Source organism: Pseudomonas sp. B22129 (assembly GCF_044218875.1).
Lineage (GTDB): Bacteria > Pseudomonadota > Gammaproteobacteria > Pseudomonadales > Pseudomonadaceae > Aquipseudomonas.
Genome location: NZ_CP162592.1, coordinates 1686308 through 1711332, shown reverse-complemented (window position 1 = coordinate 1711332; position 25025 = coordinate 1686308). Strand labels below are relative to the sequence as shown.

Sequence of the window (25025 nt, the reverse complement as noted above, 5' to 3'; positions counted from 1 at the left end):
GGTGCGGTCTCTCGTGAACGAAGGAGCGCAAATGATAAGGACTCACATTTGGTGGCGCTTGGTGGAGGCGTTACGAGATGTTGCACATCAGCGTGTCAGGCAAAAAATTTCCCCTGTGGGAGCGGGCTTGCTCGCGAAAGCGATCTATCAGTCACTCATGTATTGACTGACACTCCGCCTTCGCGAGCAAGCCCGCTCCCACAGTTCAGGGTTTGGCGAGGTCCGGGAGGTCGCCGGTCAGGCCGAGGGCTTGGCGTACGAATACAGCCTTGGCTTCGGGCATCTGGTCGACGATCTTCAAGCCGGCGTTGCGTAGCCAGCGCAGCGGCAGTTGGTCGGCCTGGAACAAGCGCTCAAACCCTTCCATGGCCGCCATCAAGGCGAGGTTGTGCGGCATGCGGCGACGCTCGTAGCGGCTCAGCACTTTCACATCCGCCAGGCGTTCGCCGCGTTCAGTGGCCGCCAACAGCACTTCAGCCAATGTCGCCGCGTCGAGAAAACCCAGGTTCACGCCCTGCCCCGCCAGCGGGTGGATCACATGCGCCGCATCGCCGATCAACGCCAGGCCTTCGGCCACGTAGCGTTTGGCGTGGCGCTGGCGCAGAGGCACGCAGACGCGCGGGTCAGCACTCACCAGCTTACCCAGCCGCCCTTCAAAGGCGCGCTCCAGCTCACGGCAGAAGTTTTCATCGTCCAGCGCCATCAAGCGTTCAGATTCAGCCGGCGTGGTTGACCATACGATCGAACACCAATCCTCTTGCCCGTCCCGCGCCAGCGGCAAAAACGCCAGCGGGCCGGTGTCGGTAAAGCGCTGCCACGCTGTGCGCTGGTGCGCTTGGCTGCTGCGCACGCTGGTGACGATGGCGTTGTGCAGGTAATCCCATTCGCGGGTCGCGGTGCCGGTCAGGCGGCGCACGGCGGAGTTGGCGCCATCGGCAGCCACCACCAACGGCGCGCGCAATGTGCGGCCATCCGCAAGCGTCAGCAGCCAGTCATCGCCGGAGCGGCGCATCTGTTCCAGCCGCGCATTGGCCAACAAGCCCAAATCACAGTCGTGCAGGCGGTCGAGCAAGGCGTCCTGAACCACGCGGTTCTCGACGATATGCCCAAGCACTTCGGCATGCACGCTGGCGGCCGAGAAGTGAATCTGCCCGGTGCCGCTGCCGTCCCACACCTGCATTTCGCCGTAAGGGCTGGCGCGCCGTTCGATGATGCCGTCCCACACGCCAAGGCGTTCAAGGATGCGCTGGCTGGCGGCCGACAAGGCACTCACGCGGGGCTCGAAAGCCGAGTCACGGTCGAACGGTTTGACGCTCAACGGGCTGCCGTCCAGCAACACTACTTGCAGGCCACTGCCCTGCAACGCCAGCGCCAGGGCGCTTCCGACCATTCCGGCCCCGACAATCAGCACATCTGCGCGCATGTCCATGCTTTAAGCCTGCTTTGCTGGCGGCTTGCGCCGCACGTAAAGGGTTTTGTCGACGCGCGCCACCAAAGTGCCGGAGCCGTCATGAATCTCAACCTTGAGGTGAGGCAGATACTTCTCGCCGCCTGCGGTTTGCCTGCGGACCTCGTCCAGCAAGGCCTCGTCAATGGAAAACTCGGCGTACACCGGGCCTTTGCCCGGCGAGATGAAGTCGATGCTCGCGGCCTTGTCCCACACGATGTAGTCGCGCCCCAGGTTTTCCATCAACAGCAGCATGTAGAACGGGTCGACCATCGAATAAAGGCTGCCGCCAAACTGGGTGCCGACGTAGTTGCGGTTGTACCAGCCCAGGCCCATACGCACTTTGACGTGGCGAAAATCCGCGCTCAGTGCCTGCACGCGCACACCCGCGCCGAGATAGGGCGGGTAGAGGTTCAGAAACCAGCGCAACAATCGCGCCTTGCCCAGGCGCCGGGTCAGCCAGTTACGCATCGGGGCGCGTGCCCAGGCCCATGGCCTGACGGGCGAACCAGCGTTTGGCTGGCGGCAAAAGGTCCAGACCCAGCAGGCCCATGTTGCGGCCCAGCGCGACCAAGGGTTGAGCGCTGCCAAACAGGCGCGTCACTTGGTCGGAGAAACCCACGGTGAGTTTCTGATCCAGACGCTGACGCTCGCGATAGCTCTGCAAGGTGGCCAAATCGCCCGGCACTTGCGGCCCGGCCAGCAAGGCTTCGGCCAAAGCATTCGCGTCACGCAAAGACAGGTTGAAGCCCTGCCCGGCAATCGGGTGCAGGCTGTGGGCGGCGTTGCCGAGGACAGCCAGGTGCGAGCGCACTTGCTCTTCGGCTTCCACCAGCGTCAGCGGATACAAGTGGCGCGCGCCGACTTGTTTCAGGGTGCCCAGGCGGTAGCCGAACACGCCCTGCAATTCGCTGAGAAAGCTGCGTTCATCAAGATTGGCCAGGCGCTGAGCGTCCATGCCAATGCGTGTCCAGACCAGCGCGCAGCGGTTGTCCGGCAGCGGCAACAAAGCCATCGGGCCTTCATCGGTGAAACGCTCGAACGCCTCGCCGTTGTGGGATTCACTCGGGGTGATGTTGGCGATCAGCGCACTCTGGTTGTACGGCCGGGTTTTCACACCGATGCCCAGCTGCTCGCGCAAACCCGAGCGGCCGCCGTCGGCCAATACCGCCAGATCGCATTCCAGCACGGTTTCATCATTGAGCGTCAGGCGGTAACCGTCAGGCAGCGGTTCCATGCGCGTGACTTCAGCCGGGCAGCGCCAACTGACCACGTCTTTATCCAGGCCTTTCCACAGGCACTGGCCAAGCCAGGCGTTTTCCACCACATAACCCAGCGCGGGCACGCCCTCTTCCATCGCCGACAACCGCGCGGTGGAGAAACGCCCACGGTCCGACACGTGAATCTGCTTGATCGGTTCGGCGCGGCGGGAAATTTCCTGCCACAGGCCCAAACGCTGGTAAATCTGGCGTGCGCCAAACGACAGCGCCGAAGAGCGCGCGTCATAACTCGGCTGATAGCTGTCACCCGGCGCGAACGGCTCGATCAGCACGATTTTCCAGCCACGGGCCTTGGCCCCGGCTTGCAAGGCCAGCGCAAGGCTGGCACCCACGAGGCCACCGCCGATAATCGCCAGGTTGACCCGGCTCATCGGGCGGCCGCCATCAACGCTTCGATGTCGGCAACGGTCTTGGGCACGCCGCCGGTCAGGATTTCACAGCCTTTCTTGGTCACTACCACGTCGTCCTCGATGCGTACGCCAATGCCACGCCATTTCTTTGCCACATTCTGGTTGTCGGGCGAAATGTAGATGCCCGGTTCCACGGTCAATGCCATGCCGACCTCCAGCACCCGCCACTCACCGCCGACTTTGTATTCGCCCACATCGTGCACGTCCATGCCCAGCCAGTGGCCGGCGCGGTGCATGTAAAAGGCGCGGTAGGCTTCGCTGGCAATCAACTCGTCGACGTCACCTTGCAACAGCCCCAGCTTGACCAGCCCGGCGGTGATGACTTGCACGGTGGCCTCGTGGGCCTGGTTCCAATGCTTGTCCGGTGCGATCTGGGCAAAGGCGGCTTCCTGGGAGGCCAGCACAATTTCGTAGATCGCCTTTTGTTCAGGCGAAAACTTGCCGTTGACCGGCCAGGTGCGGGTGATGTCGCTGGCGTAGCAGTCGATCTCGCAACCGGCGTCGATCAGCACCAAATCGCCATCCTTCAGCACGGCGTCATTCTGCTGGTAATGCAGGATGCAGCTGTTGCGCCCGGCGGCGACGATGGAACCATAGGCCGGCATCTTCGCGCCGCCCTTGCGGAATTCGTAATCCAGCTCGGCTTCCAGGCTGAATTCATGCAGCCCGGCGCGGCTGGCCTGCATCGCCTTGACGTGGGCGGCGCAGGAAATTCGCGCGGCCTCACGCATCACCTTCACTTCTGCCGCCGATTTATACAGGCGCATGTCGTGCAGCAGATGATCCAGGGCAACAAATTCGTTCGGGGGCTGGGCGCCGAGGTGTGCTTTGGAGCGGATCACATTGATCCACTCCATCACGTGGCGGTCGAATTCCGCATTGCTGCCCATGGCCGAATACACCCGGTCGCGGCCTTCGATCAGGCCGGGCAGGATGTCGTCGATATCGGTGATGGGAAATGCGTCATCCGCGCCAAAGTCGCGAATGGCGCCTTCGGTGCCGGCGCGCAGGCCGTCCCAGAGTTCGCGTTCGGCGTTGCGTTCGCGGCAGAACAGCACGTACTCGCCATGCTGGCGACCGGGCATCAGCACGATCACCGCTTCCGGTTCGGGGAAGCCACTGAGGTACTGGAAGTCACTGTCCTGGCGGTAGACATGTTCCACATCACGGTTGCGGATCGCCACGGCGGCGGCCGGCAAAATCGCGATGCTGTTGGGTTCCATCTGCGCCATGAGCGCCTTGCGGCGCCGCGTGTATTCCGCTTTGGGGATATGGATCATGGGCAGATGGGCTTCCCTTCTTAGTGCAGTGACGGCTTGGGCGAAGCAGGTTCAGCAGACTTCTTGGTCTCGGTGAACAGCAGCAGCGGCGCGACGCGCAGGTATTCCATCACTTCCATGTAATCGCCTTCGCCATCTTCGGACTCTTCCAGGGCATCTTGCACCTGAGAGATGGCTGCCAAATCCTGCAACACTTCCTTCGCGTCAGTGCTCAGCTCCAGGCCGCCGGCATTGACGCCGAACCCGTGGAGGAAACCCTGGCACCATTGGCCCAACGCGGCGGCGCGTTCGGTCAACGGTGCGTCGTCGGTCGGCAGCAGCAGAACCACGGTGACGTCATCACCGGTGAGCTCGCCCTTGACCATTTCCTGCAGGCCGATCAGCGCATTTCGCACATTTTCGGTCGGTTCGGTTTCCAGCAGCTCGGCCACGTCGGCCAGCCAGTTGTCGGCATCAAAGCCAACGCCGGTGCAACTGCGGCCCAGCAACACGCCGTGCAGTTCAGCGGGCGAGCAAGGGTGACCGCTGGTGCTCAGCAGTTTCGAAAAAGCGTCGTACGGGGAGTTCTGAATAGGCATGGTGAGCTAGGCGCCAGACGGCGCAATGTCTAGAATGGAGCGCTGTATCCTAGCACCGGCAGACGTACCAAGACTATCAAGGGCGTCAGATCGTTTATCCTGAAGTTGCCATTCATCAGACAAATCCAGTGGAACCCAATGGAAGACACCGACCTGCAAGCGCTGATGGCCAGACTCGAACTGCTAATTGATCGGGTCGAGCAACTTAAGAGTCAAAACGGACTCCTATTAGCTCAGGAAAAGACCTGGCGCGAGGAACGCGCTCACCTCATTGAAAAAAACGAAATCGCCCGGCGTAAGGTCGAATCGATGATTTCGCGCCTGAAGGCCCTGGAGCAAGACTCATGAGTTCAAGCAATAGCGTAACCGTGCAGATCCTCGACAAAGAATATTCGATCATCTGCCCCCAGGAAGAGCGCAACAACCTGGTGAGCGCCGCCCGTTACCTGGATGGCAAGATGCGTGAAATCCGCAGCAGCGGCAAAGTCATCGGCGCCGACCGTATCGCGGTGATGGCCGCGCTGAACATTACCCACGATTTGCTGCATAAGCAGGAACGGCCTGACGTGCAGGCCAGCGGCTCGACGCGCGAGCAAGTGCGTGACCTGCTGGAGCGCGTGGATCTGGTACTTTCTACCGATCCAGAGCCACCCAAGGGCTGATTGCCGTGACTGTTTAAGGTATACTCGCCCCACTCCCTGGCGTGTTTGCCAGTCGGCGATGTCCCTGAGCCGATTCGCACTACCCTGGAAGTTGCACGTTGGGCTGGTGTGCATGTCCGCTAGACGGAAAGCCTTAAAGCCTACTGCATCTTCCACCTTGAACTTTCGGGTTCAAGGGCTAAGTCGACAGCGGCTCTGTCGGGGAGCCTGAATTTCCAAACTCAATGCCAGTCCTCGGACTGGCATTGTTTTATGAGCCGAACACCATGACCGAACCTGCGCCGCTTTCCCGTCCGCAACTTCGACGCATGTTGCGTAAAGCCCGCCGCGAACTGTCGCCGAGCGAGCAGCGCAAGGCCGCGCAAGGCCTGTATCGGCAACTGGCACAGCACCCGCTGTTTCGCCGGGCCAGGCACCTCTCTTTATATCTACCGACGGACGGTGAAATCGATCCGCGCTTGCTGCTGCGTGCCGCTCAGCGCAGGGGCAAGGCCACCTATCTGCCGGTGCTCAGTGCCTGGCCACGAACCAAAATGGTATTTCAGCGCGTGCGGCCTGGGGATAAGTTGTTGCCCAACCGCTTTCGAATTCTCGAGCCACAGGTAAATGCCAGTCGCCAGCGCCACGTCTGGGCACTGGACCTGGTGCTGCTGCCACTGGTGGGGTTCGATGAAGGTGGCGGACGCCTTGGCATGGGCGGCGGCTTTTATGATCGCAGCCTCGCTTATCTGTCACGACGCAAAAGCTGGCGTAAACCGACGCTGCTGGGCCTGGCCCATGAATGTCAGAAGGTTGAACGATTGGCGCAGGCCAGCTGGGACGTACCGTTGGCGGGCACTGTCACTGATAAACGCTGGTATGTTGCAAAAACGCCGCTGGAAACAGCGGCGCCTTGAAGAAGGGTGTTAACGCTTGAACGGTTGCGGCTGCTGCTGAGCCAGCTCAACGGGCGCATCGGCCTTGTTCGACCACTTGCTCTGCGCATACCCGGTGGTCACGACGCCCAGACCAAACAAAATAACCAAAATCCATAGTAAATCCGGTTTACGTTGCATCGATTGCCCCCCTGCAGGCACCTCGTACACGATGACAACAACGTTCCAAAGTAGTCCGTTGCAGCTGCGTCAAGCTTAAAAGCGGGCATTCTGCGGTAACGTGAACCAACACGCAAACCTTGGCGCCAACCGACTGTCGGTTTGTCATGGAATTGCCTGACAACTTGCCCAATGCCTTTTTCAGGAGCCCAAAAATGGCCTACTGGCTGATGAAATCCGAGCCCGACGAACTCTCGATCAAAGGCCTGGAAAAGCTCGGCGAAGCCCGCTGGGACGGGGTTCGAAACTACCAGGCGCGTAACTTCCTGCGAGCCATGGCGGTGGGTGACGAGTTTTTCTTCTACCACTCCAGTTGCCCCGAGCCGGGCATTGCCGGGATCGGCAAGATTGTCGAGGCGGCGTACCCGGACCCGACTGCGCTGGAGCCGCAAAGCCACTACTTCGACGCCAAAGCCACGCCCGAGAAAAACCCGTGGAGTGCCATCAATGTGGCCCACGTCAAAACTTTTCCAAAGGTGCTGGGCCTTGGCTACCTGAAACAGCAAACCGCCCTCGCCGAACTGCCGCTGGTACAGAAAGGCAGCCGGCTTTCCGTGATGCCGGTGACCGCCGAGCAATGGGCGGCCATTATCGCGTTGCGCTGAACGGTTACTGGATGATCAGGTTGTTAAACAACAGGTCTTCCACCACCGGCTTGCCGGTCTCGTCGTTCATCACCTGCTGGGTCTGCTTCAGCGCTTCCTGGCGCAGCTTTTCCTTGCCCTCCACCGTGCTCATCGCTTCGTTGGTTTGCTGGGTGAACAGCGCCACCAACTGGTTGCGGATCAGCGGGTCGTTGGCTTTGACGGCGGCGGCGGCTTCAGGGCCGGTGACACGCAGGGCGATGTCGGCCTTGAACACCTTGAGCTTGGCCGTACCGTCCAGGCCATAGTTGCCCACGAACGGTGGGGTCAGGCTGATATAGCTGACCTTCGGCGCCTCGCCCTCTTTGGCTTCTTCGGCCTGGGCTGCCATCGGCAAGGTCAGGGCCAGCATCAACAGGATCCACGCTTTCACAGTTCATTCCTCGAATTCGGTTGCCGGGTAGCATAACGCTAGCAAGGCTGAGCACAAGCTTATGGCGGCTTATCAGGCCAGGGCATGCTCGTTGACCCACGGGCGTACCCTCCTACACTTATCGGCCACGATGCCAAAAGGAATAGTCCGATGAAAGCTGTGCTGTGCAAAGCCTTCGGCCCCGCCGAAACCCTGGTGCTGGAAGAGATCGAAAGCCCTGCGATCAAAAAGAACGAAATCCTGCTGGACGTGCACGCGGCCGGGGTCAACTTCCCGGACACCTTGATCATCGAGGGCAAATACCAGTTCAAGCCGCCCTTCCCGTTTTCACCGGGCGGCGAAGCGGCGGGTGTGGTCAGTGAAGTGGGCGAAAAGGTCAGCCACCTGAAAGTCGGCGACCGCGTCATGGCGCTGACCGGCTGGGGCAGTTTTGCCGAGCAGGTCGCGGTACCGGGCTACAACGTGCTGCCGATCCCGCCGAGCATGGACTTCAACACCGCCGCCGCCTTCAGCATGACCTACGGCACGTCGATGCACGCGCTGAAACAACGCGCCAACCTGCAACCCGGCGAAACCCTGCTGGTGCTCGGCGCCTCCGGTGGCGTGGGGCTGGCCGCGGTGGAAATCGGCAAAGCCATGGGCGCCCGGGTGATTGCCGCCGCCAGCAGTGCCGACAAACTCGCCGTGGCCAAGGCGGCGGGCGCCGATGAGCTGATCAATTACAGCGAGACCAGCCTCAAGGACGAAATCAAACGCCTCACCGACGGCAACGGTGTAGATGTGATCTACGACCCGGTGGGCGGTGACCTGTTTGACCTGGCCGTGCGCTCCATCGCCTGGAATGGCCGCCTGTTGGTGGTGGGTTTTGCCAGTGGGCGCATTCCCGAACTGCCGGTGAACCTGGCGCTGCTCAAGGGCGCGTCCGTGGTCGGCGTGTTCTGGGGCTCATTTGCCCAGCGCCAGCCGCAGGATAATGCGGCGAACTTCCAGCAACTGTTTGCCTGGTACGCCGAGGGCAAGTTGAAGCCGCTGGTGTCGCAAGTGTATCCACTGGAGCAGGCCGCTCAGGCGATCAATGACTTGGGGCAGCGCAAGGCTGTGGGCAAGGTCGTGGTCCAGACCCGCTAATTGATTTGAAATACAACCCATGTGGGAGCTGGCTTGCCTGCGATAGCGCTCTTTCAGTTACAGATGTGTTAACTGACAGACCGCTATCGCAGGCAAGCCAGCTCCCACATGGGGCCTTCAGTGTCCTTGAGTACCCATCACGACCCACACTTATCCATTTGCGACATGTTCATAAAAGAACATGCAATTGCTCCCATTTCCTGTGTTTGCAGATAAGTGGCGATGCTATTTTCGGTAACGAAACTGTAACATTCGCATCCGCAGTCAAAACAAGAAATTTGGAGCTCTTGAATGTTTGCTTTCTTTCGACCTGCCGCACACCAGGCACGCCTGCCTGAAGAAAAAATAGACAGTACCTACCGACGGCTGCGCTGGCAGATCTTCGCCGGTATTTTCTTCGGTTACGCCGGGTACTACCTGCTGCGCAAAAACTTCTCCCTGGCCATGCCCTACCTGATCGACGAGGGTTATACCCGTGGTGAACTGGGCCTGGCGATGTCGGCGATCGCGATTGCCTACGGCTTGTCCAAGTTTTTGATGGGCCTGGTGTCCGACCGCTCCAACCCGCGTTACTTCCTGACCTTCGGCCTGCTGGTATCGGCTGGGGTGATGTTCATTTTCGGTTTCGCACCTTGGGCGACGTCCAGCGTAACCATGATGTTCATTTTGCTGTTCATCAACGGTTGGGCCCAAGGCATGGGCTGGCCGCCAAGTGGGCGGACGATGGTGCACTGGTGGTCGCAGAAAGAACGCGGCGGTGTGGTGTCGGTGTGGAACGTGGCGCATAACGTCGGCGGCGGCCTGATCGGCCCGCTGTTCCTGCTTGGCATGGCCTGGTTCAACGACTGGCACGCGGCGTTCTACGTGCCGGCGACCGTGGCGCTGCTGGTGGCGGCGTTTGCCTTCATCACCATGCGCGACACCCCGCAATCGGTGGGCCTGCCGCCGATTGAGGAATACAAGAACGATTACCCGGAAGGCTATAACGCCAGCCACGAAGAAGAATTCAGCGCCAAGGAAATCTTCGTCAAATACGTGCTGCGCAACAAAATGCTCTGGTACATCGCCTTCGCCAACGTCTTCGTCTACCTGCTGCGCTACGGCGTACTGGACTGGGCGCCGACCTACCTCAAGGAAGCCAAGCACTTCGACGTGGATAAAACCTCGTGGGCGTACTTCTTCTACGAGTGGGCGGGCATTCCCGGCACGCTGCTGTGTGGCTGGATGTCGGACAAGATCTTCCGTGGCAACCGCGGCCTGACCGGCGTGGTATTCATGGCCCTGGTGACCGTGGCGACCCTGGTTTACTGGCTCAACCCGCCGGGCAACCCGATGGTCGACATGATTGCGCTGTTCTCCATCGGCTTCCTGATCTACGGCCCGGTGATGCTGATCGGCCTGCAGGCGCTGGAACTGGCACCGAAGAAAGCCGCCGGCACTGCTGCGGGCTTCACTGGCTTGTTCGGTTACCTGGGCGGTTCAGTCGCGGCCAGTGCGGCCATGGGCTACACGGTTGACCATTTCGGCTGGGACGGTGGTTTTGTCCTGCTGGTGGGCGCGTGCCTGTTGGCGATTGCGTTCCTGATTCCAACGCTGTGGCACACCAACAGCGTCAGCTCTACGCGTTAATCGCCTGAGCAACCCTTTGCACAACGCTTGAGCCGCGCCTCCAGGTTTTTATCCGGCATGGCGTGGCTACGCAGGGCGTTGACGGTCTGCTCGACATAATCGCGAGTCGTGCCGTAACGCCCGCAAGCGCTTTGCAGCACGTGGTTGAGCACGATGTCAGGCAAGTTGCCGGCATAGCTTGGCAAGTGCCGCTCCAATACAAACCCCAGCGCCTGTACCTGGCTGCCATCCTCAAGACGGCAGTTGAGCCAGTGCGGCCGGTAGGAGGGGTAAGGCATCTCGCGCTGCCACAAGGCGTAAAGCGAGGCTTCCAACTGATCTTCCGGCAAGCGGTAGGCAAACCCGCTGCAAGAGCCACCACGATCCAGCCCGAACACCAGCCCCGGCAACTCCGGCGTGCCCCGATGCTCATGCGACCACAAATACAGGCCCCGGTGATAACCGTGGACCCGTGCCCGCACGCGCTCGGTTGATGAGCATTCAGGACGCCAGATCAGCGAACCGTAAGCGAATAACCAGACCGGCCCACCCTTATGCCGGGCCATGGTGGCCTGCATTGAGCTCATCAACTGTTCGTGAGTGAGTTGCGGCCCCAGATCGAGCCGCGGAGGGTAAGCCAATTGCATAAGATCGGATTCAATAACGGTCATGGCGAATCGCTTAGGTCTCCTGCGTATTACCAGTTATAGGCAACTTTACCGTAATAGAACGCGCCGCTGTAACCGTACGGCGAAAAAGTGCTGTAGGCGAGGTTGCCGCCGCTGCTGGCGAACGCATTGACCTTCTCCGGGTATTTGTCGGTGATGTTGTCGCCGCCCAGGGTGAAGGTCCAGTTCTTCAGCTTATAGTCGGCCGACAGATCAAGTATCCAGGTCGCGTTGAAAGTCTGATCGTTGACCTTGTCCGTCTGGTAACTGGTGAACTCACCATAGCGCACCAGGTTGCTGTGCAGCGCCCAGTTGCCGTAGGTGAAATCGTTGCCCAGGGTCAGTTTGTGCTGGGGTGTGGTGTCGCCCAACAAACCGATCTGCTCGCGGCGGTCTACCCGTAGCAGGTTGGCGCCCAGGCTGCCGAGGACGGCCGGGTTGGGCTTCACGTCGGTCACTTTGGTGTGGTTGTAGTTGTAACCCACGGTGCTGTTCCAGCGAATGCCGTTATCGAACTGGTAGCGGTAGTTGGCCACCAGATCGACGCCGTCGGTGCTGGTGTCCGTGGCGTTGGTGAAGTAGCGGGCCGTGGTGTAGTTGATATTGCCGACGCCGTTGGCTTGCAGGTAGGCAATGGTCGCCGGGTTGAGATTGAGGTTGGACGACAGGCTGATGCGGTCGCGAATGTCGATGCGGTAGACATCGAGGGTCACGGTCAGGTCATCCGCCGGTTCCAGCACCAGGCCGAGGCTGTAGTTGCGCGACTTCTCGGCTTTCAGGTCTTCGGCGCCCAGCAGGCGCGCCACCTGGCTGTTGGCTGGGAAGGTACCGGCTTCCTGGATGGTGCTGCCGATCAACTGCGAGGAGGTGTAGGCAAAGTTCTGCTGAGCCAGGGACGGCGCGCGGAAACCGTTGGAAATACTGCCACGCAAGGCCACTTGCGGGGTGAAGTCATAACGGGCCGACAGCGAACCGCTGACGTTGGAGCCGAAGTCACTGTAGTCCTCGTGGCGCACGGCAGCCGAGGCACTGAGTTTTTCAGTGAAGTTGGTTTCCAGGTCCAGGTACTGAGCCCAATTGTGCCGCGAGCTGCTGCCGGCGTCGGCATCCCGGAAGCCGCCAAGGCCCGAGCTGCCGGTCTGGTAGTAGGACGCCGGGTCACCCGCCTCGATTTCATAGCCCTGATGCAGGTATTCGCCGCCGAAGGCCACCGACACCGGATACGGAAGGAAGCCCACATCGAATTCGCGGGACAGATCCAGGCTGACCTGTTTCTGGTCATTGCTCAGCGTACCGTTGTTGAATTTGCGCGGTGTCGCCAGACCCAGGGATGTGTTGATGGTTTCGGTGCTCAACTCGTACTGGTTCTTGCCGTAGTTGGCCGACAGGTCGTAGTGCCAGTCGTAGGCCAGCAAGCCGCGCAGCCCTACCACCAGCGAGGTGTCTTCGAGGTTGCCCTTGATCAGCGGCAAGTAACCGTTGGGGTTGAGTGCGGGAATGTTGTTGGACGCATTGCTCGCCCGGTAAAACGCTGCCGTCTCGCCGCGCCGCTTGCTGTAGCCGCCGAAAGAGTAGAACTCGGCCGCATCATTGAAGGAATATTCAGAGTTGAACTGGAACTTGCCTTCATTGGTGGCCGGCTCGCCCTGGCGGAAAACACGCTGGCCGTAGGTGGTAGACCCTACGCTGCCCGGCCGGAAATCGTCCCCGGCGCGGTTGGTGTAATCGTTGTCGGCGCCTTCGCCGGAAACGTTGATGAAACCGTTATCGCCCAACGCAAAGCCGGTATTCCCGCTGACATTGCGCTGAATGCCGTCGCCCTTTTTATACTCGCCGAACTTGCTGGATACCGAGCCGCCGTGATCGTCGTGCTTGAGGATCACGTTGATCACCCCGGCAATCGCGTCGGAGCCGTAACGGGCAGACGCGCCATCACGCAGCACTTCGATATGGTCCACCGCCGACAGCGGGATCGCATTCAAATCCGCAGGTGCCGAACCCCGGCCCACGGCGCCCCCCAGATTGACGAAAGCACTGGTGTGGCGGCGCTTGCCGTTGACCAGCACCAGCACTTGGTCCGGCGACAGGCCGCGCAGCTGCGCAGGCCGCACCAGCTCGGCGCCGTCCACCAGGCTTGGGCGCGGGAAGTTGATCGACGGAATCAGGCGTGCCAACACGGCCCCCAGCTCATCGGAGCCGGTGCTGCGCAGCGTGTCGCCGGAAATCACATCGATAGGCGACAGCGAAGCACTGGCGGTGCGCTCTTGGGCGCGGGTACCGGTGACGATAACGGTGTCGAGTTTGGGTGCATCGGCGGTGGCTGTTTCTGCAGCCGATACCGGGTTGAAGCCCACAGCGGTCAGCAAATTGGCCGACAAAACTGCTGAGTACAGCGCGTGTTTCTTGTAACTCCCCATACCGCTCCCCTTTGAATCAAAAATCAGAACGTCAATGCTCTGAGTTCGTACGATCGATCCGGCTGGCGGGCGGTGGCGGTCAGTTATCTGTTATTGGAAGAATTCGGTAGTCCGTTGGGATATAGCTTAAAGATATTTCTGTAACAAATTAAATACCTTTAAGGAATATGCGAATGCATAAGCCCTGCGGCCCTTTCATCAGGATTAGGCCCCGCAATCCCGGTACTTTCAGCCCCGGTTCAGCCTGGGCGCGTGCAGAGCCGTCAAAATAGCGCGCACATCACGACCCACCTAGCCGCCCATCAAACCGACTACCGAGGTCGCACCCATGAAGAAATTTCGACTGCCGGGTCTGCTGTTCCTGGCCCAGGCCACCACGGCACTGGCCGCTGAAGTGCCGCCGGCCGATGACGACAAAGGCTTCTGGTACGCGCAAACCAGTGTGTACACCCGGCACTTTTCACCCGACCCCAAGCACAACAACAACCAGGATTTGATCAACCTGGAGCGCAATGAAGCTTCAGGCTTTGTGTATGGCGGGGCGACGTTTCGCAATTCGTTCAGCCAACGCTCGTACTACGCCTACGCGGGAAAACGCTACGACATCACCGACTATCCGGTGTATTTGAAACTGACGGGCGGGGTGATCCAGGGCTATCGCGGCAAATACCGCGACAAGATTCCGTTGAATCGATTCGGCGTTGCGCCGGTGATCATTCCGTCGGTGGGCACGCATTTCGGGCCGGTGGCGGCGGAAGTGGTGTTACTGGGGTTCAATGCGGCGATGATCACGACGGGCGTGCGGTTCTGACACTGGCAAACACTGATCAAAAATGTGGGAGCGGGCTTGCTCGCGAAAGCGGTGTGTCAGTTTGCAAATATGTCTACTGACAGACCGTCTTCGCGAGCAAGCCCGCTCCCACATTTTTGATCGGCGTATGCCGTTAAGGGTGTGATCAAGTCACGGCCGTGGAGCGTAAGCAAACACATCCGCGCGCATCTGGTGCGCATCCATGCCGGCTTCGACCAGCGCATCCAGCGTGCCGTAAATCATCGCCGGCGAACCACTGGCATAAACGTGCACGGCCTTGAGGTCGCTGATGTCTTCACACACCGCCTCATGCAGCAGCCCGCAGCGCCCTTCCCAACCGCACAGGTCGCTGACGACTTTGTGCAGGTGAAGGTTGGGCAGTTGCAGCCATTGGTCCCAGTGTTCGATTTCGTAGAAATCTTCCGGGCGGCGCACGCCCCAGTACAGGTGCACCGGGTGCTTGAAGCCTGAAGCGCGGCAATGCTCGATCAAGCTGTGCATCTGCGCCATGCCGGTGCCGGCGGCGATCAACACCAGCGGCCCGTCAGGCAATTCAGCCAGGTGCGTGTCGCCAAAGGGCAGCTCAACCCGCGCTATCTGATTACGCTGCAACTGTTCGAGCAGGGAACGGGCGCTGTCCTCACGGACGAGCACGTGCAACTCCAGCTCCCGCCCGGCATGGGGCGCTGAAGCCAGGGAAAACGCGGATTTCTCGCCATTTTCCCGCTCAATCATCAGGTATTGCCCGGCGTGGTAGCGCACCGCTTTACCCGCCGGTGCACGCAGGCGCACGCGCCATACATCGCCACCGACTTCCACGCACTCACTCAATTGGCACGACAACTTGCGCAACGGCAACTCTCCCGGCGCCAGCACGCCATCCCACAACACAATGCAATCTTCCAGCGGCTCGGCAATGCAGGTGTAGAACTCACCATGATCACGCACCTCGCTGGCCTGCTGCACCCGGCCTTCCACCAGCAGTGCGGCGCACACATGGCATACGCCGTTGCGACACGCTTGCGGGCAGTCGTAGCCCAGGCGGCGCGCGCCCTCAAGGATTCGCTCGCCGGGGACCAGCTCCAATATGGCGCCGGAAGGTTGCAGGGTTACACGCATCAATCTATTCCCAATTCTTTCCACATTGCATCGACGCGCGCAGTCACCGCTTCATCCTTGACGATCACCCGGCCCCACTCGCGGGTGGTTTCACCCGGCCACTTGTGGGTGGCATCCAGGCCCATTTTCGAGCCCAGGCCCGATACCGGCGAAGCGAAATCGAGGTAGTCGATCGGCGTGTTGTCGATCATCACCGTATCGCGCTTGGGGTCCATGCGCGTGGTGATGGCCCAGATCACGTCGTTCCAGTCGCGAGCATTGATGTCGTCGTCGGTGACAATAACGAACTTGGTGTACATGAACTGTCGCAAAAACGACCACACACCAAGCATTACCCGCTTGGCGTGGCCCGGGTACGACTTCTTCATGGTCACGATGGCCATGCGGTACGAGCAGCCTTCGGGCGGCAGGTAGAAGTCGGTGATCTCCGGGAACTGCTTCTGCAGGATCGGCACGAACACTTCGTTCAGCGCCACGCCGAGAATGGCCGGTTCATCCGGCGGCCGGCCGGTGTAGGTGCTGTGGTAGATCGGCTTGATGCGGTGGGTGATGCGCTCCACGGTGAACACCGGGAAACTGTCGACTTCGTTGTAGTAGCCGGTGTGGTCGCCGTAGGGGCCTTCATCGGCCATTTCGCCTGGATGAATGACGCCTTCGAGAATGATTTCGGCGGTGGCCGGCACTTGCAGGTCGTTGCCGCGGCACTTCACCAGCTCGGTGCGGTTGCCACGCAGCAGGCCGGCGAAAGCGTATTCGGAGAGGCTGTCAGGCACAGGGGTGACAGCGCCGAGAATGGTCGCCGGGTCAGCGCCCAGGGCCACCGAAACCGGGAACGGCTTGCCCGGATGTTTTTCGCACCACTCACGGAAGTCCAGTGCGCCACCACGGTGGCTCAGCCAACGCATGATCACTTTGTTACGGCCGATCACTTGCTGGCGATAAATGCCGAGGTTCTGGCGGTCCTTGTTCGGGCCTTTGGTGACGGTCAGCCCCCAGGTGATCAAGGGGCCGACGTCGCCGGGCCAGCAGGTTTGCACCGGGAGCATACCCAGGTCGACGTCATCACCCTCGATGACCACTTCCTGGCACACCGCGTCCTTGACCACTTTGGGGGCCATGGCAATGATCTTGCGGAAGATCGGCAGCTTCGACCACGCGTCCTTCAACCCCTTCGGCGGCTCAGGCTCCTTGAGGAACGCCAGCAGCTTGCCGATCTCGCGCAGCTCGCTGACCGACTCGGCGCCCATACCGAAGGCCACGCGCTCGGGCGTACCGAACAGGTTGCCGAGCACCGGAATGTCAAAGCCGGTCGGGTTCTCGAACAGCAGCGCCGGCCCCTTGTTACGCAGGGTGCGGTCGCAAATCTCAGTCATTTCCAGCACCGGGGAAATCGGCATCTGGATACGTTTCAACTCTCCGCGCTGCTCAAGTTGCTGCACGAAATCCCGAAGATCCTTGAATTTCATTAACCATGCCACCCGTAAAATAGGCGTACATCCTACCTGCTCTTCAGATCGCTGGCAGCTTATTGCGCGTCATTACGACTCACACCCGACTCAAGGGTTACCTGGCGCAAGGTGTTGAAGAAGGGATCAAGGAAGCCTTCCACGTAGCGCGTGCCGACCTTGGAAAGATGGTTGTCATCGGTATACAGCGACTGCCCGCCAAGCTCGGCGCGGCACCAACCGTTTGCATCACACAGCTTCGGCGCCGGATCCAACATTTGAACCCCCGGGTCAGCCGCCGTAATCCGGGCAAAAACGGCGCTTATATACGCCTGGCGTTCAAGGTGTTCAGCCAGCGGCAGGCCTTCCTGGTCAGTAGGGCGCCCCTGCATTGCCAGGCGGCTTAGCCGATAAGGTACGTTGAACGCCTGCAACGGCACTTCCTTGACCAGCCATACCCGATGGCCGCTGGCGCGCAGTTGCTGTACGAGCGCAGCCACGCCCTCGGCAAACAGGTGCTCAGCGGTGCCACGGTCATATTTCCCCGTTACCGGGTCATGAATGGCGGCGCCAGTGTCACCGTTTCGCTCGCCGTAGACATACAGGCTCCAGCGCGCGACCAGCATCACGTCACTGAATGAATCGCGGTTCAGCAGCTGTGTGACACGTTCGTTGTATGCGTTGCAGCCGGGCGTATTTTCTTTTCGGGAAAAGGGTACACAACCGGAATAACCGGCCTGCGTAATACTGAAACCATACTTGCCGGCAGCATCTTTCATCGCCGGGATCAACGCCGAAGCGTGACTGTCGCCCCAAACCAGCGCGCGCGACGCTCCGGCTTGCGGGCCAAAATGGCAGAGCTCACGGTGATTGTTTTTCTTGTCATCCGACAGACAGTTCATCAGGTCAGGCGCCCAAGTGTAGGCTTTGGCAAATTGCAGCGCCTGGGGCGACAAGCGCCAGGTAAAGCCATCCGACCAAACCAGACCTTTGCCGATCAACCCCAGACCGGCGAGCCCAATCAAACCTGCCGCCAGAACGGCACGGTTGCCCGCCAACAAGCGGCGCTCGCGGAAGGGCCCCTCGACAAACCGCCAAGACACATAGCCCAGCAAAAGGCTCAACAGGAACAGCGCGGCCACTTCCCATGGCGCCAGGCCAAAAATACTCGCGTACTTGCCAAACACCAGTACCGGCCAGTGCCACAGGTACCACGAATAGGAAATCAGCCCGATGCCCACCAGCAGCCGGCTGCCGAGCAACCGCCCCACCAGCGTGGTTTGCTGGCCGTTGGCCCAGATCAGTCCCACCACGCCCAACACCGGCAACAGCGCCGCAGCCCCCGGGAAAGCGGTACTGGCGTCATAGCCGACCACCGCCACCAGGATCAAACCGAGGCTGGCAGCGCTGACGAGTTGCGCCCACAACGGGCTTATACGTTGAGCCCTTGCCGGCATGACGGCCAGCATGGAGCCTGCCAGCAGCTCCCATGCGCGCATCGGTAACAGGAAAAAGGCTTTTTCGGGCGCACTGGACACCGCCCACACGCTGGCGGCAAATGACGCCAGCATCAATATAAACAAAGCGCCCCGCCACTGCTTCAGGCGGCTCGACAACACCACCAATACCAGCGGAAACGCGATATAGAACTGCTCTTCAACCGACAGCGACCAGGTATGCAGCATGGGCTTCATGTCGGAGGCTGTCTCGAAATAGCCGTCCTGACGCATGAAGAACAGGTTGGAGATGAAGATAACCTGGTTGTGAATCGAGCGGCCCAGCTCCGAATAGTCCTTGGGCGCCATCAAAAACCAGCCGGCCACCAACGACACAAACATCATCACGAGCAATGCCGGAAGGATCCGCCTGGCACGTCGCGCCCAGAAATTCAGAAAGCTGAAGTGCCCTGCCTCACGCTCGCGCCAGATGATCGAGGTGATCAGGAAACCCGAGATAACGAAGAATACGTCTACGCCAACAAAGCCCCCAGTGAGCCCGGGAACCCCAAAATGGAACAAAACCACAGCGAGGACAGCAATGGCACGCAAGCCATCAATGTCTCTTCGGTAAGCAAGTGCTGTCATAAATCTTAATCAGCCTGATACAAATGGAAGAGAGCGTAGGCGTACTCGCCTTTTTTGTTTCTGTACTGACACTCTCTGCACACAAACCTCCCTGTTTTGCGCAAAAAAAATGGCACCCACAAGGGCACCATTTTCTCAGATTTGAAACGTCGTATTATTTACGCTTCATCGACAGGAAGAACTCGTCGTTGGTCTTGGTGGTTTTCAGCTTGTCTATCAGGAACTCGATGGCGGCAACTTCGTCCATCGGGTGCAGCAGCTTGCGCAGAATCCACATGCGCTGCAGTTCGTCGTCAGCCGTCAGCAACTCTTCGCGGCGAGTGCCGGAACGGTTGATGTTGATGGCCGGGAACACGCGTTTTTCCGCGATACGACGGTCCAGAGGCAGCTCCATGTTGCCGGTACCCTTGAACTCTTCGTAGATCACTTCGTCCATTTTCGAGCCGGTTTCAACCAGCGCGGTGGCGATAATGGTCAGCGAGCCGCCTTCTTCGATGTTTCGCGCGGCGCCGAAGAAACGTTTCGGCTTCTCCAGGGCGTGGGCATCGACACCACCGGTCAGCACCTTGCCGGAGCTCGGGATCACGGTGTTGTAGGCACGGGCCAGACGGGTGATGGAGTCAAGCAGGATCACCACGTCCTTTTTGTGTTCGACCAGGCGCTTGGCCTTCTCGATCACCATTTCGGCAACCTGCACGTGGCGGGTTGGCGGTTCATCGAACGTCGAGGCAACCACTTCGCCGCGCACGGTGCGCTGCATTTCGGTCACTTCTTCCGGGCGCTCATCGATCAGCAGAACGATCAGATGAACTTCAGGATTGTTACGTGCGATGTTCGCTGCAATGTTCTGCAGCATGATGGTTTTACCGGCTTTCGGCGGTGCAACGATCAGGCCGCGCTGGCCTTTGCCGATCGGAGCGCACAGGTCGATCACACGACCGGTCAAGTCTTCAGTGGAACCGTTACCGGCTTCCATCTTCATGCGCACGGTCGGGAACAGCGGGGTCAGGTTCTCGAAGAGAATCTTGTTTTTCGCGTTCTCGGGACGATCGAAGTTGATCGTATCGACCTTGAGCAGGGCGAAATAACGCTCGCCTTCCTTCGGAGGGCGGATCTTGCCAACGATGGTGTCACCGGTGCGCAAGTTGAAGCGACGGATCTGGCTCGGCGAGACGTAGATATCGTCTGGGCCGGCAAGATAGGAAGCGTCTGCAGAGCGGAGGAAGCCGAAGCCGTCCTGGAGAATCTCCAGCACGCCATCACCGGAGATTTCCTCGCCGCTTTTCGCGTGCTTTTTGAGCAGGGAGAAAATCACGTCCTGCTTGCGCGAACGGGCCATATTTTCTATGCCCATTTCTTCGGCCAATTGAAGCAGGTCGGTAATCGGCTTTTGCTTGAGTTCAGTCAGATTCATATAGGAATGACGTAATCATTTATGGAGGGGGGAAATTAAGCTTTTGGCTTAATGAGGCCGCGCCGCAGAGAAGGCGACAGGATCGCGTACTAATCGAAAAGGAATGCGTCGGCGACGGCTTGCAGGGGGCAGTGGAGAAACCAGTGCGGGGCCGAATGTAACACCTGAATTTCGGAGCGTCTAGCCCTGTTTCACGAAAAAGCCCCGCGATTTGCGGGGCTTTTTTGACGACGCTTAGATGTTCGCGTCGAGGAAAGCTTGCAGCTGAGACTTCGACAGCGCGCCCACTTTAGTGGCTTCGACGTTGCCGTTCTTGAACAGCATCAGCGTCGGGATACCACGCACGCCATGCTTGGCCGGGGTTTCCTGGTTGTCGTCGATGTTCAGCTTGGCAATGGTCAGTTTGCCTTCGTAGGTGGTCGCAATATCGTCCAGAACAGGGGCGATCATTTTGCAAGGGCCACACCATTCAGCCCAGTAGTCAACCAGTACCGGGCCAGCAGCCTTGAGTACTTCGGCCTCAAAGGTCGCGTCGGTGACGTGCTTGATAAGATCGTTGCTCATGGATGTCTCCGGATTGTAAGCAAAAAAAACGTGGCCCATCATAGCCGCCCTTCCCCCGTTCAGGAAGCCGCCTCTGATTGAGTCTTGCTATGGTGCCGCATGAGTTTGGGTATCGCCCGGCTCACGGCGTCACGGGGGTCACGAAGGCAATGCCGGTGCGCAATGCCGCGTTGCGCACGTGTTCCTGCATGGTTTTCTGCGCGGGCGCACTGGCGCGCCGGGCCAGGGCACGCAGGATCTTGCGGTGCTCCTGCCAGGTCTCCATCGCCCGCTCCGGCCTGATGAACGGTAGTTTCTGGCTCTCCAGAAAGACCTCGGCACTCGCGCTCAGAATACTCACCATGGCCTGATTACCACTGGCCAGCAGGATGCGCTGGTGGAATTCGAAGTCCAGCCGGGCGGCGGCTTCGAAGTCGCCGGCCTTGAGCACTTTGCGCATTGCCTCGACGTTATCCTCCAGGCTGTCCAGCTCATCGATCGTCAACGTCACCGCCGCCAGCCCCGCCGCAAAACCTTCAAGGGCATAGCGTAACTGGAAGATATCCAGCGGCGTAGCCTGCGCCGCAAAGGGCCAGGCGAACCCCGGCGACTCCTCGACCGCCTGCACGAATACGCCCTTGCCCGGCTGCACACTGACCACTCCCAGGGCACTCAGGGACGACAACGCTTCGCGCAACGACGCACGGCTGACGCCCAATTGCACCGCCAGGTCGCGCTGGGACGGCAACGCATCACCCGCGCAAAACCCCTGTTCCTTGATCAGTTTGCGGATGGCTTGCAGGGCCGCTTCCGGTACGGCTTGGGCGATGGAATTCATAGAAAACTCAGGGTTCCAGTCAACTGAGCGGCTAGTTGTAAAGCTATTCTCGGCTGGCGGCAAGCCGCGCCCCAAAGGGGCTCGCGGGGTTTTGGCGGCGCTCGAAAAAGGTGCGAAAAGCCCGAGCACTGTTCAGACCAGTAAGACCACCTGACCTCAACAAACACCGGCGTTACAGGCGATCCGCACGGTGATGGCATGGGCTGTGCACTGCCCCAACACAGAAAATCCCTTCGCCCTTCCCGGAGAGTTGCCATGACCAAGCGCTACAGCGCCCTGCTCACTGCCGTGTTCGCCAGCCTGATGCTGAGCCACGCACCCGCCCAGGCCAACGGTCTGGACGATATCGTTGCCCGTGGCACCCTCAAGGTCGCCGTGCCCCAGGACTTCCCGCCGTTCGGCTCGGTCGGCCCGGACATGAAACCCCGTGGCCTGGACATCGACACCGCCAAGCTGTTGGCCGACCAGCTCAAGGTCAAGCTGGAGCTGACACCGGTCAACAGCACCAACCGTATTCCGTTCCTCACCACCGGCAAGGTTGATCTGGTGATCTCCAGCCTGGGCAAAAACGCCGAGCGCGAAAAGGTCATCGACTTCTCCAAGGCCTACGCCCCCTTCTACCTGGCCGTGTTCGGCCCGCCTGACGCGCCGATCAGCACCACCGACGACCTCAAGGGCAAAACCATCAGCGTGACCCGTGGCGCCATCGAAGACATCGAGCTGACCGCCGTGGCGCCGAAGGAAGCCACCATCAAGCGCTTCGAAGACAACAACTCGACCATTGCCGCCTACCTGGCCGGCCAGGTTGACCTGATTGCCAGCGGCAACGTGGTGATGGTGGCGATCAGCGAGCGCAACCCCAAGCGCGTACCGGCGCTGAAAGTAAAACTCAAGGACTCGCCGGTGTACGTGGGCGTGAACAAGAACGAGCCGGCACTGCTGGAGAAGGTCAACCAGATCCTGGTCGCGGCCAAGGCCGACGGCAGCCTGGAAAAGAATGCAATGCAATGGCTCAAAGAGCCGTTGCCCGCTGACCTGTGAAGCGACGGAGCTGATTGATGGCGTATCAATTTGACTTTATGCCGGTGCTGGCCAATACCGACCTGCTGTTGCGCGGCGCCTTGTTCACGCTTGAGCTGACGGCTATCGGCGCGATCCTCGGCGTGGCCTTGGGTACCGTCGGCGCCGTGGTCCGGGCTTGGAAGATCCAGCCATTCGCCTGGTTCTTCGGTGTGTATGTCGAGTTGATCCGCAACACGCCGTTTCTGGTGCAGTTGTTTTTCATATTCTTCGGCCTGCCGTCCCTGGGGCTGAAGATCACCGAATGGCAAGCCGCCGTACTGGCGATGGTGATCAACCTGGGCGCCTACTCCACCGAAATCATCCGCGCCGGCATCCAGGCCATCCCTCGAGGTCAGCTGGAGGCCGCAGCCGCGCTGGCGATGACGCGTTTCGAAGCGTTCCGCCACGTGGTGCTGCTGCCCGCGCTGGGCAAGGTGTGGCCGGCCCTGAGCAGCCAAATCATCATCGTGATGCTCGGCTCGGCGGTCTGTTCACAGATCGCCACCGAAGAACTGAGCTTTGCCGCCAACTTTATCCAGTCGCGCAACTTCCGCGCCTTTGAAACCTACGCACTGACCACCCTGGTGTACCTGTGCATGGCATTGATGATTCGCCAGCTGCTCAACTGGATCGGCCGTCGTTACGTGATGAGGAACAGCCGATGAGTGATTTTTCCTTCTGGGACATCGTGCGCAACCTGGCCACCGGCCTGCAGTGGACGCTTTTGCTGTCGCTGGTGGCGTTTGTCGGCGGCGGTGTGATCGGCTTGCTGGTGATGACGATGCGCATCAGCCGCAAGGCCTTCCCGCGCAACATTGCCCGCACCTATATCGAACTGTTTCAAGGCACGCCGCTGCTGATGCAGTTGTTCCTGGTGTTTTTCGGCATTGCCCTGCTCGGCATCGACATTTCGCCTTGGCTGGCGGCGGCGATTGCCCTGACCTTGTTTACCAGCGCCTACCTCGCCGAAATCTGGCGTGGCTGCGTCGAGTCCATCGCCCATGGGCAGTGGGAAGCCTCGGCCAGCCTGGCGCTCAACCCGCTTGAACAACTGCGCTACGTAATCCTGCCCCAAGCGCTGCGCATTGCCGTGGCGCCCACCGTGGGCTTCTCGGTGCAAGTGGTCAAAGGCACCGCGGTCACCTCGATCATCGGCTTTACCGAACTGACCAAAACCGGCGGCATGCTCGCCAACGCCACCTTCGAGCCCTTCATGGTCTACGGCCTGGTGGCGCTTGGTTACTTTTTACTCTGCTACCCCTTGTCCCTCAGTGCGCGCTACCTGGAAAGGAGACTGCATGCCTCTGCTTAGAATTTCCGCCCTGCATAAGTATTACGGCGATCACCACGTACTCAAAGGCATCGACCTGACGGTGGAAGAAGGCCAGGTGGTGGCGATTATCGGCCGTAGCGGCTCGGGAAAATCCACCTTGCTGCGTACCCTCAACGGCCTGGAATCGATCAACGACGGCGTGATCGAAGTCGATGGCGAATACCTCGACGCCGCCCGCGCCGACCTGCGCACCCTGCGGCAGAAAGTCGGCATGGTGTTCCAGCAATTCAACCTGTTCCCGCACCTGACGGTGGGCGAGAACGTGATGCTCGCGCCGCAGGTGGTGCAAAAAGTGCCCAAGGCCAAGGCTGCTCAGTTGGCAAAGCAAATGCTGGAACGGGTCGGGCTGGGTGAGAAATTCGATGCCTTCCCTGATCGCTTGTCTGGCGGCCAGCAACAGCGCGTGGCCATTGCCCGCGCCCTGGCCATGTCGCCCAAAGTGTTGCTGTGCGACGAAATCACCTCGGCCCTGGACCCGGAACTGGTCAATGAAGTGCTCAGCGTGGTGCGCCAACTCGCCAAAGACGGCATGACGTTGATCATGGTGACCCACGAAATGCGCTTCGCCCGGGAGGTCGGCGACAAGCTGGTGTTCATGCACCAAGGCAAAGTGCATGAAGTGGGCGACCCCAAAACCTTGTTCGCCAACCCCAGAACGCCGGAATTCGCCAACTTCATTGGCTCGGTGGAACAACCGGACTGATCCGCTCGGAACCGCCCAGCCCTTCAGGTGCGCTTGGTCGCGCGCCTGAAGGGCTGGGCGGTTGAGACGCCCTACAACATCAAC

Annotated in this window: 26 protein-coding genes and 1 other RNA gene; 12 read left to right on the top strand and 15 right to left on the bottom strand. The window is 60.2% G+C overall.

The window, feature by feature from the left end; all coding sequences use genetic code 11:
* Positions 1-205 precede the first annotated feature (205 nt).
* The 5 genes from AB4P94_RS07735 to AB4P94_RS07715 are packed head-to-tail and all read right to left on the bottom strand — an operon-like array spanning position 206 to position 4995.
* Entirely contained in the window at positions 206-1423 is a 1218-nt protein-coding gene (locus AB4P94_RS07735) for a 2-octaprenyl-3-methyl-6-methoxy-1,4-benzoquinol hydroxylase (RefSeq protein ID WP_395611308.1), read from the bottom strand.
* A 9-nt stretch (positions 1424-1432) separates the two neighbouring features.
* The gene (locus tag AB4P94_RS07730) at positions 1433-1918 is read right to left on the bottom strand and encodes a DUF4442 domain-containing protein (protein WP_395610062.1); all 486 of its coding nucleotides are present in this window, start codon (positions 1916-1918) and stop codon (positions 1433-1435) included.
* Positions 1911-3098, bottom strand: a complete 1188-nt coding sequence (gene ubiH / locus AB4P94_RS07725; protein WP_395610061.1) for a 2-octaprenyl-6-methoxyphenyl hydroxylase — start codon at positions 3096-3098, stop codon at positions 1911-1913. Before ubiH ends, AB4P94_RS07730 begins: the two co-directional genes overlap by 8 nt.
* Positions 3095-4417, bottom strand: coding sequence for a Xaa-Pro aminopeptidase (gene pepP, locus AB4P94_RS07720; RefSeq protein ID WP_395610060.1), 1323 nt, complete (start codon positions 4415-4417; stop codon positions 3095-3097). Before pepP ends, ubiH begins: the two co-directional genes overlap by 4 nt.
* Positions 4418-4437: 20 nt before the next feature.
* Complete coding sequence (locus AB4P94_RS07715; RefSeq protein ID WP_395610059.1) at positions 4438-4995, bottom strand: YecA family protein; 558 nt, start codon at positions 4993-4995, stop codon at positions 4438-4440.
* Positions 4996-5133: 138 nt separating this feature from the next.
* Here AB4P94_RS07715 and AB4P94_RS07710 point away from each other — a divergent pair, with 138 nt between their 5' ends.
* The 4 genes from AB4P94_RS07710 to AB4P94_RS07695 all read left to right on the top strand — a co-directional run bounded on the left by AB4P94_RS07710 (position 5134) and on the right by AB4P94_RS07695 (position 6553).
* Positions 5134-5343: a TIGR02449 family protein gene (locus AB4P94_RS07710; RefSeq protein ID WP_003177365.1), complete on the top strand. Its 210-nt coding sequence runs from the start codon at positions 5134-5136 to the stop codon at positions 5341-5343.
* Positions 5340-5657, top strand: a complete 318-nt coding sequence (locus AB4P94_RS07705; RefSeq protein WP_016973069.1) for a cell division protein ZapA — start codon at positions 5340-5342, stop codon at positions 5655-5657. Before AB4P94_RS07710 ends, AB4P94_RS07705 begins: the two co-directional genes overlap by 4 nt.
* Before the next feature lie 30 nt (positions 5658-5687).
* Positions 5688-5866: non-coding RNA, 6S RNA (ssrS, locus tag AB4P94_RS07700), on the top strand.
* Between the two features lie 57 nt (positions 5867-5923).
* Entirely contained in the window at positions 5924-6553 is a 630-nt protein-coding gene (locus tag AB4P94_RS07695) for a 5-formyltetrahydrofolate cyclo-ligase (RefSeq protein ID WP_395610058.1), read from the top strand.
* Positions 6554-6562: 9 nt separating this feature from the next.
* Here the strand turns inward: AB4P94_RS07695 and AB4P94_RS07690 are convergent, their stop codons facing one another.
* Complete coding sequence (locus AB4P94_RS07690; RefSeq protein WP_395610057.1) at positions 6563-6712, bottom strand: hypothetical protein; 150 nt, start codon at positions 6710-6712, stop codon at positions 6563-6565.
* Positions 6713-6906: 194 nt separating this feature from the next.
* Here AB4P94_RS07690 and AB4P94_RS07685 point away from each other — a divergent pair, with 194 nt between their 5' ends.
* Positions 6907-7356: an EVE domain-containing protein gene (locus tag AB4P94_RS07685; RefSeq protein WP_395610056.1), complete on the top strand. Its 450-nt coding sequence runs from the start codon at positions 6907-6909 to the stop codon at positions 7354-7356.
* A gap of 4 nt (positions 7357-7360) precedes the next feature.
* Here the strand turns inward: AB4P94_RS07685 and AB4P94_RS07680 are convergent, their stop codons facing one another.
* Positions 7361-7768 (bottom strand): flagellar basal body-associated protein FliL, encoded by a 408-nt coding sequence (locus AB4P94_RS07680; protein ID WP_016973073.1) that lies wholly within the window; start codon positions 7766-7768, stop codon positions 7361-7363.
* Between the two features lie 150 nt (positions 7769-7918).
* Here AB4P94_RS07680 and AB4P94_RS07675 point away from each other — a divergent pair, with 150 nt between their 5' ends.
* Together AB4P94_RS07675 and glpT are read left to right on the top strand one after the other, a co-directional pair.
* Positions 7919-8896, top strand: a complete 978-nt coding sequence (locus tag AB4P94_RS07675; RefSeq protein ID WP_395610055.1) for an NADPH:quinone oxidoreductase family protein — start codon at positions 7919-7921, stop codon at positions 8894-8896.
* 291 nt (positions 8897-9187) lie between these two features.
* Positions 9188-10525 carry a glycerol-3-phosphate transporter gene (gene glpT, locus AB4P94_RS07670; RefSeq protein WP_395610054.1) on the top strand — a complete coding sequence of 446 codons (1338 nt, stop codon included), beginning with the start codon at positions 9188-9190 and terminating at the stop codon, positions 10523-10525.
* Here the strand turns inward: glpT and AB4P94_RS07665 are convergent.
* Positions 10522-11175 carry a gamma-glutamylcyclotransferase gene (locus tag AB4P94_RS07665; RefSeq protein WP_395610053.1) on the bottom strand — a complete coding sequence of 218 codons (654 nt, stop codon included), beginning with the start codon at positions 11173-11175 and terminating at the stop codon, positions 10522-10524. The two genes, glpT and AB4P94_RS07665, sit on opposite strands and share 4 nt — an antisense overlap.
* 26 nt (positions 11176-11201) lie before the next feature.
* Positions 11202-13589, bottom strand: coding sequence for a TonB-dependent receptor plug domain-containing protein (locus tag AB4P94_RS07660; protein ID WP_395610052.1), 2388 nt, complete (start codon positions 13587-13589; stop codon positions 11202-11204).
* A 328-nt stretch (positions 13590-13917) separates the two neighbouring features.
* Here AB4P94_RS07660 and AB4P94_RS07655 point away from each other — a divergent pair, with 328 nt between their 5' ends.
* Entirely contained in the window at positions 13918-14400 is a 483-nt protein-coding gene (locus AB4P94_RS07655; RefSeq protein WP_395610051.1) for a sn-glycerol-3-phosphate transporter, read from the top strand.
* Positions 14401-14550: 150 nt separating this feature from the next.
* On the opposite strand, the gene AB4P94_RS07650 is transcribed toward AB4P94_RS07655, so the two are convergent.
* The 6 genes from AB4P94_RS07650 to AB4P94_RS07625 all read right to left on the bottom strand — a co-directional run bounded on the left by AB4P94_RS07650 (position 14551) and on the right by AB4P94_RS07625 (position 21843).
* Positions 14551-15519 carry a CDP-6-deoxy-delta-3,4-glucoseen reductase gene (locus AB4P94_RS07650; RefSeq protein ID WP_395610050.1) on the bottom strand — a complete coding sequence of 323 codons (969 nt, stop codon included), beginning with the start codon at positions 15517-15519 and terminating at the stop codon, positions 14551-14553.
* Positions 15519-16985 carry a 4-hydroxy-3-polyprenylbenzoate decarboxylase gene (ubiD, locus tag AB4P94_RS07645; RefSeq protein ID WP_395610049.1) on the bottom strand — a complete coding sequence of 489 codons (1467 nt, stop codon included), beginning with the start codon at positions 16983-16985 and terminating at the stop codon, positions 15519-15521. Before ubiD ends, AB4P94_RS07650 begins: the two co-directional genes overlap by 1 nt.
* Positions 16986-17044: 59 nt before the next feature.
* The gene (locus AB4P94_RS07640) at positions 17045-19048 is read right to left on the bottom strand and encodes an acyltransferase family protein (protein ID WP_395610048.1); all 2004 of its coding nucleotides are present in this window, start codon (positions 19046-19048) and stop codon (positions 17045-17047) included.
* A gap of 154 nt (positions 19049-19202) precedes the next feature.
* The gene (rho, locus tag AB4P94_RS07635) at positions 19203-20462 is read right to left on the bottom strand and encodes a transcription termination factor Rho (protein ID WP_003176825.1); all 1260 of its coding nucleotides are present in this window, start codon (positions 20460-20462) and stop codon (positions 19203-19205) included.
* 234 nt (positions 20463-20696) lie between these two features.
* Complete coding sequence (gene trxA, locus AB4P94_RS07630; RefSeq protein ID WP_015886460.1) at positions 20697-21026, bottom strand: thioredoxin TrxA; 330 nt, start codon at positions 21024-21026, stop codon at positions 20697-20699.
* A gap of 121 nt (positions 21027-21147) precedes the next feature.
* On the bottom strand, positions 21148-21843 hold the full coding sequence (locus AB4P94_RS07625) for a FadR/GntR family transcriptional regulator (RefSeq protein WP_395610047.1): 696 nt from the start codon (positions 21841-21843) through the stop codon (positions 21148-21150).
* A gap of 255 nt (positions 21844-22098) precedes the next feature.
* On the opposite strand from AB4P94_RS07625, the gene AB4P94_RS07620 reads away from it, so the two are divergent.
* From AB4P94_RS07620 to AB4P94_RS07605, 4 genes are read left to right on the top strand one after another with little or no spacing between them, the layout of a single operon-like run.
* Positions 22099-22884, top strand: coding sequence for a transporter substrate-binding domain-containing protein (locus AB4P94_RS07620; RefSeq protein ID WP_016973084.1), 786 nt, complete (start codon positions 22099-22101; stop codon positions 22882-22884).
* 17 nt (positions 22885-22901) lie between these two features.
* Positions 22902-23570: an amino acid ABC transporter permease gene (locus AB4P94_RS07615; RefSeq protein ID WP_348058762.1), complete on the top strand. Its 669-nt coding sequence runs from the start codon at positions 22902-22904 to the stop codon at positions 23568-23570.
* Complete coding sequence (locus AB4P94_RS07610; RefSeq protein ID WP_395610046.1) at positions 23567-24217, top strand: amino acid ABC transporter permease; 651 nt, start codon at positions 23567-23569, stop codon at positions 24215-24217. Before AB4P94_RS07615 ends, AB4P94_RS07610 begins: the two co-directional genes overlap by 4 nt.
* The gene (locus AB4P94_RS07605; protein WP_395610045.1) at positions 24204-24941 is read left to right on the top strand and encodes an amino acid ABC transporter ATP-binding protein; all 738 of its coding nucleotides are present in this window, start codon (positions 24204-24206) and stop codon (positions 24939-24941) included. The genes AB4P94_RS07610 and AB4P94_RS07605 overlap by 14 nt, the downstream gene beginning before the upstream one ends.
* Positions 24942-25025: the final 84 nt, after the last annotated feature.

Coding starts and splice junctions, on each gene's coding strand:
- AB4P94_RS07705 (WP_016973069.1), top strand. CDS start 5,340: ATGAGTTCAAGCAATAGCGTAACCGTGCAGATCCTCGACAAAGAATAT.
- AB4P94_RS07735 (WP_395611308.1), bottom strand. CDS start 1,423: ATGCGCGCAGATGTGCTGATTGTCGGGGCCGGAATGGTCGGAAGCGCC.
- AB4P94_RS07615 (WP_348058762.1), top strand. CDS start 22,902: ATGGCGTATCAATTTGACTTTATGCCGGTGCTGGCCAATACCGACCTG.
- trxA (WP_015886460.1), bottom strand. CDS start 21,026: ATGAGCAACGATCTTATCAAGCACGTCACCGACGCGACCTTTGAGGCC.
- AB4P94_RS07650 (WP_395610050.1), bottom strand. CDS start 15,519: ATGCGTGTAACCCTGCAACCTTCCGGCGCCATATTGGAGCTGGTCCCC.
- rho (WP_003176825.1), bottom strand. CDS start 20,462: ATGAATCTGACTGAACTCAAGCAAAAGCCGATTACCGACCTGCTTCAA.
- AB4P94_RS07640 (WP_395610048.1), bottom strand. CDS start 19,048: ATGACAGCACTTGCTTACCGAAGAGACATTGATGGCTTGCGTGCCATT.
- ubiH (WP_395610061.1), bottom strand. CDS start 3,098: ATGAGCCGGGTCAACCTGGCGATTATCGGCGGTGGCCTCGTGGGTGCC.
- AB4P94_RS07690 (WP_395610057.1), bottom strand. CDS start 6,712: ATGCAACGTAAACCGGATTTACTATGGATTTTGGTTATTTTGTTTGGT.
- AB4P94_RS07695 (WP_395610058.1), top strand. CDS start 5,924: ATGACCGAACCTGCGCCGCTTTCCCGTCCGCAACTTCGACGCATGTTG.
- ubiD (WP_395610049.1), bottom strand. CDS start 16,985: ATGAAATTCAAGGATCTTCGGGATTTCGTGCAGCAACTTGAGCAGCGC.
- AB4P94_RS07605 (WP_395610045.1), top strand. CDS start 24,204: ATGCCTCTGCTTAGAATTTCCGCCCTGCATAAGTATTACGGCGATCAC.
- AB4P94_RS07625 (WP_395610047.1), bottom strand. CDS start 21,843: ATGAATTCCATCGCCCAAGCCGTACCGGAAGCGGCCCTGCAAGCCATC.
- AB4P94_RS07730 (WP_395610062.1), bottom strand. CDS start 1,918: ATGCGTAACTGGCTGACCCGGCGCCTGGGCAAGGCGCGATTGTTGCGC.
- AB4P94_RS07660 (WP_395610052.1), bottom strand. CDS start 13,589: ATGGGGAGTTACAAGAAACACGCGCTGTACTCAGCAGTTTTGTCGGCC.
- AB4P94_RS07620 (WP_016973084.1), top strand. CDS start 22,099: ATGACCAAGCGCTACAGCGCCCTGCTCACTGCCGTGTTCGCCAGCCTG.
- pepP (WP_395610060.1), bottom strand. CDS start 4,417: ATGATCCATATCCCCAAAGCGGAATACACGCGGCGCCGCAAGGCGCTC.
- AB4P94_RS07710 (WP_003177365.1), top strand. CDS start 5,134: ATGGAAGACACCGACCTGCAAGCGCTGATGGCCAGACTCGAACTGCTA.
- AB4P94_RS07675 (WP_395610055.1), top strand. CDS start 7,919: ATGAAAGCTGTGCTGTGCAAAGCCTTCGGCCCCGCCGAAACCCTGGTG.
- AB4P94_RS07715 (WP_395610059.1), bottom strand. CDS start 4,995: ATGCCTATTCAGAACTCCCCGTACGACGCTTTTTCGAAACTGCTGAGC.
- AB4P94_RS07665 (WP_395610053.1), bottom strand. CDS start 11,175: ATGACCGTTATTGAATCCGATCTTATGCAATTGGCTTACCCTCCGCGG.
- AB4P94_RS07685 (WP_395610056.1), top strand. CDS start 6,907: ATGGCCTACTGGCTGATGAAATCCGAGCCCGACGAACTCTCGATCAAA.
- glpT (WP_395610054.1), top strand. CDS start 9,188: ATGTTTGCTTTCTTTCGACCTGCCGCACACCAGGCACGCCTGCCTGAA.
- AB4P94_RS07610 (WP_395610046.1), top strand. CDS start 23,567: ATGAGTGATTTTTCCTTCTGGGACATCGTGCGCAACCTGGCCACCGGC.
- AB4P94_RS07655 (WP_395610051.1), top strand. CDS start 13,918: ATGAAGAAATTTCGACTGCCGGGTCTGCTGTTCCTGGCCCAGGCCACC.